The organism is Synechococcus sp. WC101 (assembly GCF_047461555.1).
Lineage (GTDB): Bacteria > Cyanobacteriota > Cyanobacteriia > Thermostichales > Thermostichaceae > Thermostichus.
Genome location: NZ_JANSHG010000053.1, coordinates 1 through 14,227, shown reverse-complemented (window position 1 = coordinate 14,227; position 14,227 = coordinate 1). Strand labels below are relative to the sequence as shown.

General features: G+C 60.9%; 15 protein-coding genes. 9 read left to right on the top strand and 6 right to left on the bottom strand.

Annotation, left to right across the window (positions count from 1 at the left end):
- The first annotated feature begins 132 nt into the window (after positions 1-132).
- The gene (locus NW809_RS05430) at positions 133-657 is read left to right on the top strand and encodes a thermonuclease family protein (RefSeq protein ID WP_011430760.1); all 525 of its coding nucleotides are present in this window, start codon (positions 133-135) and stop codon (positions 655-657) included.
- A 120-nt stretch (positions 658-777) separates the two neighbouring features.
- On the top strand, positions 778-1,383 hold the full coding sequence (locus tag NW809_RS05425) for a cofactor assembly of complex C subunit B (RefSeq protein WP_414401688.1): 606 nt from the start codon (positions 778-780) through the stop codon (positions 1,381-1,383).
- Between the two features lie 38 nt (positions 1,384-1,421).
- Here NW809_RS05425 and bchI read toward each other — a convergent pair whose 3' ends face one another.
- The gene (bchI, locus tag NW809_RS05420; protein WP_011430756.1) at positions 1,422-2,480 is read right to left on the bottom strand and encodes a magnesium chelatase ATPase subunit I; all 1,059 of its coding nucleotides are present in this window, start codon (positions 2,478-2,480) and stop codon (positions 1,422-1,424) included.
- A gap of 339 nt (positions 2,481-2,819) precedes the next feature.
- On the opposite strand from bchI, the gene NW809_RS05415 reads away from it, so the two are divergent.
- Positions 2,820-3,233 (top strand): DUF4168 domain-containing protein, encoded by a 414-nt coding sequence (locus tag NW809_RS05415; RefSeq protein WP_011430755.1) that lies wholly within the window; start codon positions 2,820-2,822, stop codon positions 3,231-3,233.
- 111 nt (positions 3,234-3,344) lie between these two features.
- Complete coding sequence (locus tag NW809_RS05410; protein ID WP_414401687.1) at positions 3,345-3,884, top strand: DUF3611 family protein; 540 nt, start codon at positions 3,345-3,347, stop codon at positions 3,882-3,884.
- 166 nt (positions 3,885-4,050) lie between these two features.
- Here NW809_RS05410 and NW809_RS05405 read toward each other — a convergent pair whose 3' ends face one another.
- Together NW809_RS05405 and psaK are read right to left on the bottom strand one after the other, a co-directional pair.
- Positions 4,051-4,188 carry a photosystem II reaction center protein K gene (locus tag NW809_RS05405; RefSeq protein ID WP_011430753.1) on the bottom strand — a complete coding sequence of 46 codons (138 nt, stop codon included), beginning with the start codon at positions 4,186-4,188 and terminating at the stop codon, positions 4,051-4,053.
- Between the two features lie 125 nt (positions 4,189-4,313).
- Complete coding sequence (psaK, locus tag NW809_RS05400) at positions 4,314-4,559, bottom strand: photosystem I reaction center subunit PsaK (RefSeq protein ID WP_011430752.1); 246 nt, start codon at positions 4,557-4,559, stop codon at positions 4,314-4,316.
- A 340-nt stretch (positions 4,560-4,899) separates the two neighbouring features.
- Here psaK and NW809_RS05395 point away from each other — a divergent pair, with 340 nt between their 5' ends.
- The 3 genes from NW809_RS05395 (at position 4,900) to NW809_RS05385 (ending at position 7,685) form a co-directional block, all read left to right on the top strand.
- Positions 4,900-5,874: a fatty acid desaturase gene (locus tag NW809_RS05395; protein WP_011430751.1), complete on the top strand. Its 975-nt coding sequence runs from the start codon at positions 4,900-4,902 to the stop codon at positions 5,872-5,874.
- A 1-nt stretch (position 5,875) separates the two neighbouring features.
- The gene (locus NW809_RS05390) at positions 5,876-6,757 is read left to right on the top strand and encodes a hypothetical protein (protein ID WP_099813051.1); all 882 of its coding nucleotides are present in this window, start codon (positions 5,876-5,878) and stop codon (positions 6,755-6,757) included.
- Positions 6,758-6,827: 70 nt separating this feature from the next.
- Positions 6,828-7,685, top strand: coding sequence for an SDH family Clp fold serine proteinase (locus NW809_RS05385; RefSeq protein WP_414401686.1), 858 nt, complete (start codon positions 6,828-6,830; stop codon positions 7,683-7,685).
- Here the strand turns inward: NW809_RS05385 and NW809_RS05380 are convergent.
- Entirely contained in the window at positions 7,682-8,401 is a 720-nt protein-coding gene (locus NW809_RS05380; RefSeq protein ID WP_240527848.1) for a J domain-containing protein, read from the bottom strand. The two genes, NW809_RS05385 and NW809_RS05380, sit on opposite strands and share 4 nt — an antisense overlap.
- 47 nt (positions 8,402-8,448) lie before the next feature.
- On the opposite strand from NW809_RS05380, the gene NW809_RS05375 reads away from it, so the two are divergent.
- On the top strand, positions 8,449-8,727 hold the full coding sequence (locus NW809_RS05375; protein ID WP_011430747.1) for a DUF3082 domain-containing protein: 279 nt from the start codon (positions 8,449-8,451) through the stop codon (positions 8,725-8,727).
- Between the two features lie 239 nt (positions 8,728-8,966).
- Here the strand turns inward: NW809_RS05375 and NW809_RS05370 are convergent, their stop codons facing one another.
- Complete coding sequence (locus tag NW809_RS05370) at positions 8,967-11,087, bottom strand: transglycosylase SLT domain-containing protein (RefSeq protein WP_414401685.1); 2,121 nt, start codon at positions 11,085-11,087, stop codon at positions 8,967-8,969.
- A 57-nt stretch (positions 11,088-11,144) separates the two neighbouring features.
- A complete protein-coding gene (locus tag NW809_RS05365; RefSeq protein WP_414401684.1) occupies positions 11,145-13,076 on the bottom strand; it encodes a prolyl oligopeptidase family serine peptidase in 1,932 nt (643 codons plus the stop codon).
- Positions 13,077-13,449: 373 nt separating this feature from the next.
- Here NW809_RS05365 and NW809_RS05360 point away from each other — a divergent pair.
- The coding region (locus tag NW809_RS05360; RefSeq protein WP_414401683.1) for a transporter substrate-binding protein at positions 13,450-14,227 on the top strand (778 nt) is incomplete at its 3' end.

Here is a 14,227-nt window from a genome sequence, read left to right as displayed (position 1 = left end):
ATCTCCCAAACCGGCCATCGGATCCCTGGCAAGGGGTTGTCTTCCAGGCAGTTGCCGCTACCATTACGCCTTAGGTGTTGCCGACAAACGCTCCCTGGGGGAGGGGAGCCGCTATCCGCAAGGGGGAAAGACATGTTCCGGCGTATTGCTGTTGGCTCTGCGGTGTTGGGATGGCTCTTGGCCCTGCCCGGCCACGGCTTTGGGGAGCGGCGGGTCGTGCCCGATACCCCCTTCTACTTCGACAACCACTACTTTGATCGCTACCCGGATGCAGTGGTGGTGAGCGTGGTCAACGGTGACACGCTGGTGGTGCAGGTCGAAGGGGAACAGAAATTGCGCCTCATCCGCCTGGCCGGGATCCAAGGTCTTAGCCCGGAGGAGGATCCCTTTTACCAGCAAGCAATTGAGCTGATGCGGGAGCGCATCCTGCACCGCACCGTCAAGCTGGAAGGGGATAAGCTGCTGCGCAATGTGGATGCCACCGGCTTGGTGGAGGCCTACGTCTGGCTGGAGGGCCAGCAGATGAACGCTATGCTGGTGCGCAACGGCCTGGCCCGCATCGCTCCCTACAGCCACAACATCAAATACGACAGCTACTTCGGTGGCCTGCAAAAAAGAGCCCGCCAAGAGCGCCTCGGCATCTGGAGCCGCCTCTGACGCCTTGGATAGCTCTAGACTGGGTTTACTGGGCACTCTGAGAGACGTCTGCCTGCTTTGAGGGTTAAATCCACTCCGGCTTCCCGGGATCCCAATCGCTGGCTGAGGCGGCTGCCTTTGGTGACCGGCCTTCTGGGCAGCGTCCTTGTGCTGGCCAATCGCCTGCTGTTTACGCCGGAGTTGCTGGCCAGCCAGTCCCGCTCCGACGCCTTGGGGATCCTCCTCAGCGCTGTTTTGATCTTGACCGGCCTGCTGTGGCAGCAGATCCAGCCGCGTCCTCCCCAGGCTGCCCCCCTGCAGGGAAGTCCAGGTTGCGACTGGCACCCGGCTCTGTCCGAGAGGGAAAAACTGGAGCTGGCCTGGGCTTCCCACACCCTGCTCAGCACCACCGCCGCCCGCACCGTGGTGATCTGGGTGGAGGGGCGCACCCTGCTGCAGCGGGGGATCCTGGCCAGCCCCGGCCACTTGCCCTCCCTGCAGCTTCAGGGCACCCTGCAGCAGGTATTGGAGACACGTCAGCCCCTCTACCTGGGGGATCTGAGATTTTTCCCCGCCCGCGCCGAGTTCGACGGCCTGTTGCCCCCCGGATCCCAGGCAGTTCTCTGCCAGCCCATCGGCCAGAGGGGATGGCTCATTTTGGGCAGCGACAGGCCGCGCAGCTTCAGCCGCCAGGAGCGGGCCTGGGTTGCCGCCATCGCCGACAAACTGGAAGCCCTATTTGCCTAGCTCCCCTCTCCCAGGGGGAGAGGGGCTGGGGGTGAGAGCTAAGCGGCGCTCTCCAGGCTCACCTGAAACACCTCGCTAAAGGCCTTCTCGACCTTGTAGCCGGAGTCGATGGTTTCCAGCGGATCCTTGCGCAGGCGGTGGCGCAAACACAAGCTGATGACCCGGCGAATATCGGCAACGGTGACCTCGCTGCGCCCCTCCAGAGCTGCCAACGCCTTGGCTGCCCGGTTGGTGACGATATCGCCCCGCAGCCCATCCACCTCCAGCGCCGCACACACGCCGGAGATCTTCAGGCGCAACTCAGGATCCACCATCACAGTCGGCAAGAGGTGCTGGGCCTTTTCAATGCGCTCCCGCAGGCGCTGCTGGGCCTCGGCGTATTTGGCCAGAAAAGCCTGGGGGTCGGCGTCGAACTGGCTGCGCTCCTCCACGATCTGCACTCGCAGGGCCGGATCCCGCACCGTCTCGATGCGGACAAACATGCCGAAGCGATCCAAGAGTTGGGGTCGCAATTCTCCCTCTTCAGGGTTGCCGGATCCCACCAGGACAAAGCGGGCCGGGTGGCGAATGGAAATCCCTTCCCGCTCCACCGTGTTCCAGCCAGAGGCCGCCGCATCCAGCAAGACATCCACCAGGTGGTCGTCCAGGAGGTTGACCTCGTCCACGTAGAGGATGCCGCGGTTGGCCTTGGCCAAGAGCCCCGGCTCAAAAGCCTTCACCCCCTGAGACAAGGCGCGCTCGATGTCGAGAGTGCCGCAGACCCGGTCTTCCGTGGCTCCCAGGGGCAGATCCACCATCGGCACCTGGATCCAGGTGGTTTCCAGGGTTTCCCCCGCCTGCAGGCGCTCCCACACCTGGTCGCTCATCAGATCCCGCTGCCGCGGGTGGCTGTTGAACGGATCCCCCTTGACAACCTCGATCTGGGGCAGCAGATCGGCCAAGGCGCGGATGGTGGTGGACTTGCCCGTGCCGCGATCCCCCATGATCAGCACCCCGCCGATGCGGGGATCGATGACGTTGAGGAGCAGGGCCAACTTCATCTCCTCCTGGCCGACAATGGCGGTAAACGGGAAAACCGGGCGACGTTCCAAGTTCATAGAGGCAACAACGAGCATCTACCCCCATTATCCCAGAGGCCACTCCCCCTGGGCCGTCGAGATGGGCAGGAAAGAGATGGAAAGGCCGCACCAGGAACCTCAAGGCCGCTTTTCAGTCAAATAAAGAACAGGCTCTGGGATCCCTGGCCTTTTGCCGGGAAAAACAGATAGCATCAGAGCCTATACCCGGAGTGGGTTGAAGCTGGGTAAAGGCGAGAGCTACACCAAAGTAGGGAGGATCCCAAAAGCGCCAGCAACCCTGTTGAAGACCAGTTATCGGGTGGGGAGATAGCAGCGGTGTCAGGTCAAGCAAGTCGGAGACGGTGGACAGCATTCTCCATGCCCAACTTGGCCCAAAAAGGGCTGGTGGGCCTGATCTGGGCCTGTACTTGGATCCCTGTCTTGGGCATTTCCCTTGCCGTAGCCCAAACCCCGGCCACCTCTCTGGTTTTGACCGATGAACAGGTCGCCAAGTACGCCCGCATCGTCCTGGAGATGGAGCCCCACCGACAACAGGCCCAGCAGCGCTCCCAGGCCACCGCGGATCCGGCCAGCAAAGATCAAATCCGGCGGGAGTTCATTCGCACCGCCACCGAGATCATCACCCGCCACGGCATGACCGTGCCCGAATACAACCGCATTACCTTGTGGATTCGCTCCGAAGAAGGCAAAACCCTCCGACATCGCATCGAAGCCGAAATCCTGCGCCTGCAAAGCGGGGATCCCAGCGTGAGCCCTAGCCCCAAACCCTAACCCCCCTTGGATCCCCTGCAGCGCTTTGGCCTGGATGTGACGGAGGACGGAAGATAGCGGTAGGCTGGAAGCGGAGGTCAGTGCTCGTCCGTAGAGAGCGGGGGGAGAGCGATGAACGAGCCTATGTCGCCGTCAGTACGGGTGGCTGTCGAGCGCATGAAGTCTCGCTTGCGCCTGACGCGCCGCTTCGGGTTCTGGTTTCAGGGGGTTCTGGGGGCAACAGCTCTGCTGCTCTGGCTGGGATTTTTGGTTGGCCAGAATACCCTCTATCGCGACGACTCGACGGGGGCCTTTATCGCCTTCTGGTTTACCCTGTTTACCCTTCTAACCCTGGCAGCCGGTCTCTTCTTTAACTGGCGCTACCTGCTCCAGGCGGAGCGCTGCTCAGTATCCGCCGCTACCCCAAGCCAGTTGGATCTGCCCAAGCAGTTGCAATGGGTTACCTATGTCAGCCTGACCGGCGCTTTCTTGGCCCTCATCGCTATGGAGGCGCAGGTGGGAGAGCTGCTGGTGCGGCTGTTTACCCGCACGCTGAGCACCCAGACGGCAGGAGTGCTGCTGCTGGCTGCCAATATCAACGTTACCTTTGCCCACTTCGTCTGCTTGGCAGGGGTGCTCTGGATTACCGGCGCCCTCGACCGCGAGCCCTGAACCCCAGCCAGCCAGTCTCAGCTTTGCAAGGCAGAGAATCAGCCCTGCGGCGCAGCGGCCTGCCCCAAACCTGCCCCAACTAAAACTACCCCCCCCCGCCAGAACAAGAGGGGTAAGCAAAAGCAGTCCCAAAGTCCGTAGTTGCCAATCGCAGATTCCGAGGGCTTCACTTAAAGCCCACCGCCGCCTGCCAAACAAAAGCCAGCAGGAAAAACAAAACGGGGATAATCGGCAAAATGTCGATCAGGGGATCGAACAACTCATAGCCTTCTGGCAAAGCCGCCAGGAGCATCATCGCAGGCATGACAACAAACCTCGACAAGAAGGAAGTGGAGCTGGAGAAACTGCTCTTTTTCAGGATTGATAGAGAGTTTAACATTGCCGGGCGGAGATTCCCGCTAAGGTCAAGAAATGTAAACGGAAAATGCCTCAGAGAACCCCCATATTGGAGAGGCCCAAGATCACCCCCACGCCCAGCAGATGGCCGAAGCTGGCGACCCCCAGCACTTCCGGCCAGGTCATCCCCAACACAGGCCCGGTTTCTGAAGCCACACCCGAAGAGGACTTGAAGCTTAGGTAGGCCAGCCCTGTGCAGAGCAGGATAATCACCGCGCTCAGGGGAGACCAAGGGCTGGTTTGGGCAGTCATAGCCAACGGCGCAACAATGGGCAGCATGGTTTTCCTCCTCAGCTCAGGTTAACCGCCCCCTAGATTACCCCCATTCCGCAACTCCCAAAGGGATCCCCACATGAATTGCAACAGAGGCCGCAACAAAACCTCACACTGTGGCTTCTTCTGGCCTCATGGCCGATCTACCCCTCGCCGGGAACGGTCGAGACGGGCTGGAGTTGGCAAGAAAAATCCGGCCTGGGCCAACGAGGGGAGCAGCTCTCTGCCGTATACTAACGAAAGTTAACAAATTGTTCTCTTCCCCCGCTTTTGAGGTGATGACCTGGCTTTGTTGCCTTAATCCATCCTCACCGTCTGCGCTGTGCACACCCAAGGATGGCTGCCGATGACTGCTGCTGCGACTCCGCAACCGGATCCCAAGCCTTTTGCGTTACCCCGTGAGCTGTTGGGGCCGCCGCCAGAATTTTGGAATCCCACCCTGCTGATGTTTTTGGCGGCGGTGGCGCTTTCGGCCTCTTGCTTTGGCGGGTACGCCTTTTGGCATTGGCCCCGCTGGCTGGTGTTTTGGCTGAATTTTGTCGCCCTGTATGTTCTGGGCACAGTGATCCACGATGCCTCGCACGGCTCGGCCCACCGCAACCGCTTTTTAAACGAGGCGCTGGGCCATGGCTCTGCCCTGTTACAGGGCTTTGTCTATCCGGTCTTTAAGCGGGTGCACATGCAACACCATGCCCACGTCAACCATCCCGAAGACGATCCCGATCACTATGTGTCTACGGGCGGGCCGCTGTGGCTAATTGCGCCGCGCTTTTTCTACCATGAGGTGTTTTTCTTCAAGCGGCAGCTCTGGCGCAAAGGTCGCTGGGATCTGCTGCAATGGGGGCTGAGTCGGCTGGTGGTGATCCTAACGTTTGCGCTGGCCATTCACTTTGGCTACACCGACTACATCATGAACTATTGGCTGCCCCCCGCCTTTATTATGGGCTTCTTGTTGGGCCTGTTTTTCGACTATCTGCCCCATCGCCCTTTTCAATCCCAAGAGCGGTGGTACAACGCCAGGGTTTACCCTGGCTGGCTGACCAATATTCTGCTGCTGGGGCAAAACTATCACTTGATCCACCATCTCTGGCCCTCGGTTCCCTGGTACAAGTATCAGGCGGCCTACTGGGCGGCCAAACCTGAGCTGGACGCGCGTAACTGCCAGCAAACGCTGGGGATCTGGGAGAGAGGGGAGTTTTGGAGCTTTTTGTACGACGCGCTGATTGGCCTGCACTGGCACAAGCCCAACGGGCCAACCCGTTCCGCTGCGCCAGCCGATCCAGAATCTGCGGGATCCGCTGCGGATCTGAGGCTTAGTTAACATGGTCTTGCCGACGCTGCGGATCCCTCAGTTGCTGCTGTTTGTGGAGGCGGCCAGCTTGCTGCAGGACACCAGCCAGGTTCTCTTACAGGCCGGTCAGGCGACGGCGGATTTGCCAGAGGTGATTGCGGAAGCGCAAGCGCGGGCGGAAGCCCAATTGCAAACCCTTGGGATCCCGGCAGAGTTGCGGGCGCAGGCCCGAGGGATCCTGAGGCTGACTTCGCCGCCGCAGGTGCTGGCCTACCTGCAGGATTTGTTGGACAGGGGATCCGGCCCCGATTTGGAAGCCTTTTTGGAGCAGGCGGGATCCGGCTCTACCCTGTTGCGCTTTCCGCCCCTGTTGGTGGGGGCTGTGGCTTTGCAGGTGTTGCTGGAGCGGCTGGATTTTTCTCCGCAAGAGAAAGCTGTGTTGCAAGCCCAACGGGATCAATGGGAACAGGCCCTGGCAGAATTGGCCGCTCGCCACAAGGTTTCCCCAGAGCCGCTGCGGGCTGCTGCGGAGACAGCGCTGCGGGCTGCCTCAGCAGAAGAGCTGCTGCAACTGGGGCAGGATCTCTTTCAAGATCTCCAGGATCTCGCCGGGGCCGATTCTGAGCCGGAAGCCGAGTCTCAGGTGGAGCTGGCGGGGCCTCTGGTGTTCCTGATGGTGGCCGATCACCTGTTGGCCCAGACAGAGCATCCCCTCACCCCGGAGCAGCGGCTGGACTTACAAATCAACCGCGCCGAGGCAGAAAGCCGCCTTTTGGCCATGCAAAAGCTGGGCCGTCTTGAAAACTTGGCGGAGCAGCGGGCTTACATTCGCTCCTGGATTAACCAAACTTCTGTACCGGATTTGCTGCGGGCCTTGGATCGCTTTTTTGCGGCGTCTGAACCCAACGCGTGAGGCCTGCAGATCACCAGAGGTTCCGTATCCTCTATGCTGGAGGCAAAGGGATCCCGCTTGAGGCGCGAAAGTGGACTGGGGCAGCCTATTTTGGATTTTTTTGATCTTCAGCTCGTTGCAACCCCTGTTGAACCGTCGCGCCCAGGAGTTTCGCCGTTTGTTGGCGATCCGGGAGTTGGAGCAGAAGCGGGGCAGCCGGGTGATTTTGCTCATCCACCGCCAGGAGTCGATTAGTTTTTTGGGGATCCCGGTTTCCCGCTACATCAGCATCGAGGACTCCGAACAGGTGTTGAGGGCAATTCGCCTTACCCCACCCAATACCCCGATTGATTTGATTTTGCATACCCCCGGTGGCCTGGTGCTGGCTACGGAGCAAATTGCCCGCGCCTTGATCCGCCATCCGGCCAAAGTGACGGTCTTCGTGCCTCACTACGCCATGTCGGGGGGGACAATGCTGGCCTTGGCCGCCGATGAAATTGTCATGGATGCCAATGCGGTGCTGGGGCCGGTGGATCCCCAGTTGGGCGGCTATGCTGCGGCCAGTATTCTGCAGGTGGTGGCGGAAAAGCCCATTGCCGAGATCGACGACCAGACTCTGATCCTGGCAGATCTGGCCCGCAAGGCGATGCACCAGGTGCAGAACTTTGTGCGGGAGCTGCTCAAGGACGATGTGCCCAAGCGCAAAATTGCCCCCGAACGCATCGAGCCCCTCATCCAGGCCCTGACCAGCGGGCGGGTGACCCACGACTACCCGATTACGGCTGAAGAAGCGCGGGAGCTGGGCCTGCCCATCTCCACCGAGTTGCCGCCCCAGATCTACGCCCTGATGGACTTGTACCCCCAGGCCAGCATGGGCCGTCCTTCCGTGCAGTACATTCCCACCCCCTACGATTCCCGCCCCTCTCCACCCGGCGGCGGGTCTCGCTAGGGCGAACTCTGGGCGTAGGTGTCTATGGCTTCTCGACGCAACCCTTCCGCCCGCCGAAACAGCTCTTGCCCAGTGTGCAGGTGGCGATCGTCAAAGTTCAGCGGGAAATAGCTCAGCTCCTCCAGGGCATCTTCCAAGTGGTTGAGGGCATAGTAGAGGCGAGAAGCCACCCCCCCTAGGCTGCTGGGATTGGGAAGGCGGCGAAAGATCTGCTGAGCTTGGGCCAGTTTCTGCGTACACTCCTCCAGATACAGGCCAAAGGCCTCCAGCAAATCGGGATCAAAAGGATCTGCCGCTAAGGCATTTAACTGCGGCTTGAGAGAAGACAGTAAAGGCCCCAAAACTCGGTTCAGAGGAGTGTAGACCTGCCGAATCCAGGCTTCGCGGGCAATAGCCTCCTGGCTGACCGTCTCCGAGGGGGAGCCCGTCGGCTGAGGGTGGCGCGAGGCCCAGCTAGCGCGCAGTTGTCGGTCGTACTCGCGGCGGGCTTGCGGATCCTTGAGCACCGCGTAGGCGGCGTTGATCTGGCGAATGCGTTCAGCAGCAGCCCCGTCTTTTTTGGCCAGCAGGCTGTCGGGATGGTGGTACTTGACCAAACGGCGATAGGCAGACTTGATCTCCGCTGCCGTCGCCAGCACCGAAACCCCCAACACTTCGTAGTGGGAAACTGCTTCAGACCCGCTCCCCATCATTTCGTTCTCAGGACAAACGCTCATATTGTACCTGGAGCCTACAATAAGGGTGAGTTTTCCGGTGCTGCCCCATGCCGTCCTCCCCCCATCCCCTCAGCGCCCTCTTGGGGGCTGCCTTTGCTGCCAGTTTGGGCTATGGGTTCCTACAATTGCTGCTCTCGATGCTGGCCAAGTTGCCGCCCATCGACCTGGAAAGCGGATCCCTGGCGCGGGGGATCAGCATTCTGGTGCGCTACCTGCTGGTGGGATCCGTTTCCCTGATCGCCTTCATGTTTTTCATGGTGGGCTTGGGGCTGGCGGCCTACTCGGTGCAGTTGCTGGGGGAAAGGCTGACCTCCTCCCGACGCTAGCTCTAGAAGAGCTGTGAGCCTGCTGGCCAACAGATCGCGCCGGAGGCTACCCTCCAGCCTCTCGCTCAGGTTGGACACTAGTTTGACCAAAACCTTGGCGGCGCAGGCCCCGCGCCCTCTTTCATCCCTCCGTATACGGGGGGGAAAGAAGGAGGCGTGCGGTGGCAATCTCACCGGTACGTCTGCGTAGCTCGCGATGAGCAAGAAAGAATTCCCGCCCCTTGGGGCTGGGGAGAACGTCAATCATTTGACAGGTGCGGTTGCAGGCGCTGGCTGACCAAGGTGCGCCCCTCTTGGGTGTAGAGCTGCCAGTAGTTCCAGTAGTTGCCAAAGACAGACTTGACATAGCCACGGGTTTCGGCGAAGGGGATCTGCTCCACAAATTCATCGGGATCCTCAAAGCCGAAGCGGCTCAGCCACCTGGCCACGTTGCCGGGGCCGCCGTTGTAGCTGGCCAGGGCCAGGAGGGTGTTGTCTTGGTAGGTGCGGTGGGTGTAGTCGAAGTACCAGGATCCCAGGTGAAGATTGTCGGCGGGGTTGGTGAGGCTGTACTGGGCTAGGCCGATTTTTTGGGCAATCCAGCGGCCGGTGGCAGGCATCACCTGCATCAGGCCCAGCGCTCCCGAGGCCGAGACGATCTCTGGCTCAAAGCGGGATTCCTGGCGGATCAGGGCCGCCACCATCAAGGGATTGAGGTTAAATTGCCGCGACCAGCGGGCCAGGCCGGGCTGGGCGTAGGGATCCCTTTCCCAGGTGTTTTCTGGGCTGGCGTAGTAGTGCAGCGGGTAGATGGCCTGCCAGAAATCCTGGCGCTGTCTCAGGGTCGGCAACAGCGGGTCGGGCTCGGCGCTAAAGCGCAGGGCAGCCACCTGGTTGATGCCCCGCAGGTGCTCGCCGGCGTTGTTGCGCAAAATGCCACTTGCAAAGCGCTCGGCCACACTCATCTGGCCCGCATCCCGTTTCTGCAAAGCCATTTCCCCCTGCCAGCGCTCCCAGGCCAGTTGGCTAGCGCCGAGCAAATGCAGGGTCTGGGTAGCCTCGGAAACAGCAGGCAGAGGTTGGCGAACCGGCTGGAAATCCACCTCAACCCTTTGGCGGCCGCTGGAGAAATCTCCTACTGGCCAGCCCAGTTGCGCCGCCGCCCGCCAGGCGTAGTAGGTGTGGGGAAACTGCCGCAGCACCTGCTGATAGGTTTGCCGCGCCGCAGCCACCTCCCCCAGCCGTTCCCGCCATTTGCCGGCCCAGTAGAGCAGTTGCGCCCCCATTTCCGTATCCCGCTGGGCCAAGCCAATCTGCTGGGCTAGAGCAATGGCTTGGCTGAGATTGCCCGTTTGCGCCTGGCGCCAAGCCACCGTCCAGGCGGCGGTGGCCGCGGCTTCGCTGACTGGGAAGCGCTCCCAAAGGGTCTGCCGCACCGCCTGGGCCGATTGCGGGCTGCCGTTGCGGTCATACAGTTGGCTGAGGCTGAGCAACGCTTCTGGAGCTTCTCTATCCGAGCCGGATCCCACCTGGCGAAGCAGCTCGATTGCCGTCGGCAGGTCGCTCAGCTCGGCCAGGCGGCGCCGGGTGAGGGAGGCTTCGGCGGCGTCGGGAAATTGAGCCAGCAGCGCTTGGTAAGCCGCTCTCGCCTGGGGCAACTCCCGCGAGATCTGGTGGCTGCGGCCCCAGCGGTAGAGGTTCTGGGGGGTGGCAGGGGCGTACCTGTAGGCGCGGGCGGCTTTGCCGTACTCCCCTTGCTCCCAGTAGGCATCGGCCAGGATCTGCCAGTCGGAGGCCGTGAGGGATCCCTCTTGGGCTTGCCGCCAGCGATCCAGCAGCGGCGTTAACCCAGGGGTTTGCGGGTGATGTTGGGCCAAATCCCGCAGCAGGTCATAGCGGTTGGGATTCTGCTCCAGCAAGTGCTTGAGGGCGCGAGCAGTCAAGGGGTGGGTGGGAAATTGCTGCCCCAGTTGCTCCACCTGGCCTATTCCCCAAAGAGCATAGGCGGCTACAGGACTGTGGGGGTACTCCTGCAAAATCTTGGGCCACCAGACCCTCTGGGCAGTTTCTCGATCCCCCAGCTTTTCGTAGGCCTGGGCCCTGAGCTTCCAAATCTCATCGGTTAGAACGGGTAGCTTCTCTTCCAAGCCTTGCAAGTCCTCCAGGGCCGCTTGGGCTTGGCCGGCCTGCAAGGCTTTGTAGGCGCGCAAAAAGGCCGCGCCAGCAGTCGAGCTCAGGGGTGCTGGAGGCACTGCCGCCATCTCGACAGGTTCTGCCCAGGTGTAAAAGCCCCAAAGGGCACCGCTCAGCGCTCCGCCTGCTGCCAAAGCGCCAACAACCCATCGCCGCCAGCGTCCTCGGTTGCTCCTCGGGATCCCCATGCCTTTACGATACTCAACGGCAAAGTCTCGAGCTCCTTACCGGCTGGGAGCCGGTCCTCAAGGGGAAGCGCTCCAGTTTTTGATCGCAACTGGCTCGATGGGCTCTGCCAGGGGAAACCCCAGGATCTGGGCATAGAAGTAAAGCTCTGCCTCCAGGGCCCGTTTGAGGTTGGCTGCCTGGCGAAAGCCGTGCTGCTCTCCAGCAAAAGGCACGTAGGCCACTGGGATCCCTTTGGCCTGTAGGGCAGCCACCATCCTCTCCGCCTGGTTGGGAGGGACGATGGCGTCTTCCAGGCCCTGAAAGAAGATAACCGGGCAATTGAGGTCCTCTAGGTGGTAGATGGGAGAGCGTTCCCGGTAGAGATCCTGCCGCTCCGGGTAAGGGCCGATGAGGCTGTCGAGGTAGTGCGACTCGAACTTGTGGGTCTCTTTGGCCAACGCTTCCAGGTCGCTGATGCCATAGTAGCTAGCGCCGGCCTTAAAGACGTTGTGAAACGTCAAAGCCGCCAGGGTGGTATAGCCGCCAGCGCTGCCGCCGCGAATGAGCAATCGCTCCCCGTCCACCCGGCCTTGTTGGGCCAGAAACTTGGCCCCAGCGATGCAATCTTCCACGTCCACCCGGCCCCATTGGCCCTTGAGGGCCTCCCGATAGGCCCGTCCATAGCCGCTGCTGCCGCGGTAGTTGACATCCAAAACGGCAATCCCGCGACTGGTCCAGTACTGGATTCCGAGATCGAGTACAGCTGCCGTTGCCCCTGTGGGCCCACCGTGGCTTTTGACCAAAAGAGGCGGCTTCTCGCCGGCAGGGGCCACGAAGTCGGGGTTCTTGGGAGGATAGAAGAAGCCGTAGGCCACTGCCCCGCCTGAGGTGGGAAAGGCGATGAGTTCGGGGATCGACAAATACTCTGGATTGACTGCCACATGGCTGGAGCGGGCCACCACCTCCAGCTGTCTAGACGGCAAATGCAAGCAGACTAGGGCAGGGGCTTCGCTAGGGGAGGCGGCCAGAAAGGCAGCTTTTTCGCCGCTAACTTGGAGGTTGTGCAGCTCGGTGTAGGACAAGGGGATCTCCTGAAGCTCTCCTGAACGGGGATCCAAAAGCGCCAGGTGGCAGAGCCCCTCTTGGCGATAGATGGCCAGGATCCGCCCGTCCTCACAAAAGCCGTAAGTGCTCAAGCCAAACACCCACTGGGGTTCTCCAAACTCGGCTTCCACAGGGCAGAGGGGAAGGGGGCCCTGGGGATCCCAGCGGTAGAGGTTCCACCAGCCGCTGCGATCCGAAACAAAGTAGAGATCCCCCTCCGGTGACCACTGGGGCTGGAAGATCGACTCGGCAGGGCCACCGGCTAGCTTTTGGGGCTCTCCCAGAGTGCCATCTGCTGCCACCTCTGCTCGCCACAGTTCCGTCCCATCCCAGGGCATCTGGGGGTGATCCCAGGTCAGCCATACCAAGGTCTGGCCGTCTGGACTGAGGCGCGGGCTGGCGTAGAAGTCGTGCCCAGAAGCCAAAATCTGCTGGGATCCACTTGCTAAGTCAATCGAGACAAGGCTGTTTTCCGGCTCTCCCTGGCGGCTGTGATCTTCCCGCACACAGAGGATGCGTCCACGCGCCCGATCCACCACCCCATCTGCATAGCGATAGGGGCCTGCTTCCGTCAGGGGCTGGGGATCCGAACCCGGCAGCAGGCGGTAGAGCCGTTGGTCAGCGAAGTTGCAAAAATACACTACCCCTGCCGACACCCAATAAGCTCCACCCCCATACTCATGCACTCGTGTCCGCACATTGAAAGGTGCCGGTGTCAGCTCCACCAGGATCCCGTCGGCAGAGCGCCGCATCAGCACGTTTCGCCCCTTCTCTTGTGGGCGACCCTCCGTCCAGTAGAGATCCCCTCCATCCCAAACTACCTGTCCCAAGCGCAGGGATCCCGTCACCACCAGGTCAGCGGTAATCGGGGATCGCCAAGATCCATAGCCGGCCTGCTGCACCATAGGCTGTTAATTCTCCACCCCAGAACCCCTATTATGCCGGGAGCAAGGGATCCCTGCCTCTGCCTGCAGCCTGCGGGGAAAGGGCTCGGATTCTGGGAAAAGGTATCCCACGATACAATTCTCTCCGGGCCGAATGGGTTTGATGGAACACGTTAAGGCAACAGGGACGCACGACGCTTTCTCGACTGCAGGATTAGCCTTTTCCTCTGTTGATGTTGGGAAGGCATTCGGTGAAAGCCTCAGCCGACTGCAGTTGGGCAAATTTAACACATGGGCGAGGTGATGAGCTAAGTGCTTCCCTCTGTTGGCCGGGCTGCTGCAACAACTGGACTTCTTAACACCCTTTGCACTCACTTCGTTTCGGAGATCACCGATGGCTCAATCTTTTAATCGTCGTCAAGTGCTGAAAATGGGCGCTCTGGCTGGAGCCGGGGCGGCCCTGGGGCCGCAGATCTGGGTGAAGCGATCCGTGCCCGCCTACGCCCAGGGAGAGACCATTCGCGTTGGCATTTTGCACTCCCTCAGCGGCACCATGGCCATTTCGGAAACCAGCGTGGTGGATGCGGAAAAGCTGGCCATCAAAGAGATCAATGCCGCCGGTGGGGTTTTGGGCAAGCAGATCGAGCCGATTATCGAGGATGGGGCTTCCGATTGGCCAACCTTTGCCGAGAAAGCCACCAAATTGATCGATGTGGACAAGGTGGCAACGGTATTCGGCTGCTGGACTTCGGCCAGTCGCAAAGCCGTGTTGCCGGTGTTTGAATCCAAGCAGCACCTGCTCTGGTATCCCGTGCAGTACGAAGGACAAGAGTGCTCCAAAAACATCTTCTACACCGGCGCTGCCCCCAACCAGCAGATCGAGCCTTCGGTGGAATGGCTGCTCAAGAACAAGGGCAAAGAGTTCTTCCTGGTGGGATCCGACTACGTGTTCCCCCGCACGGCCAACACCATCATCAAGGCCCAGTTGGAAGCCCTGGGGGGCAAAGTGGTGGGTGAAGACTATCTGCCTTTGGGCAGCACAGAAGTTACCCCCATCATCAGCAAGATCCGGGCCGCTCTTCCCAATGGCGGTGTGATCTACAACAGCTTGAACGGCGACAGCAACGTGGCCTTTTTCAAACAACTGAAAGGGGCAGGGCTGGGGCCAGATC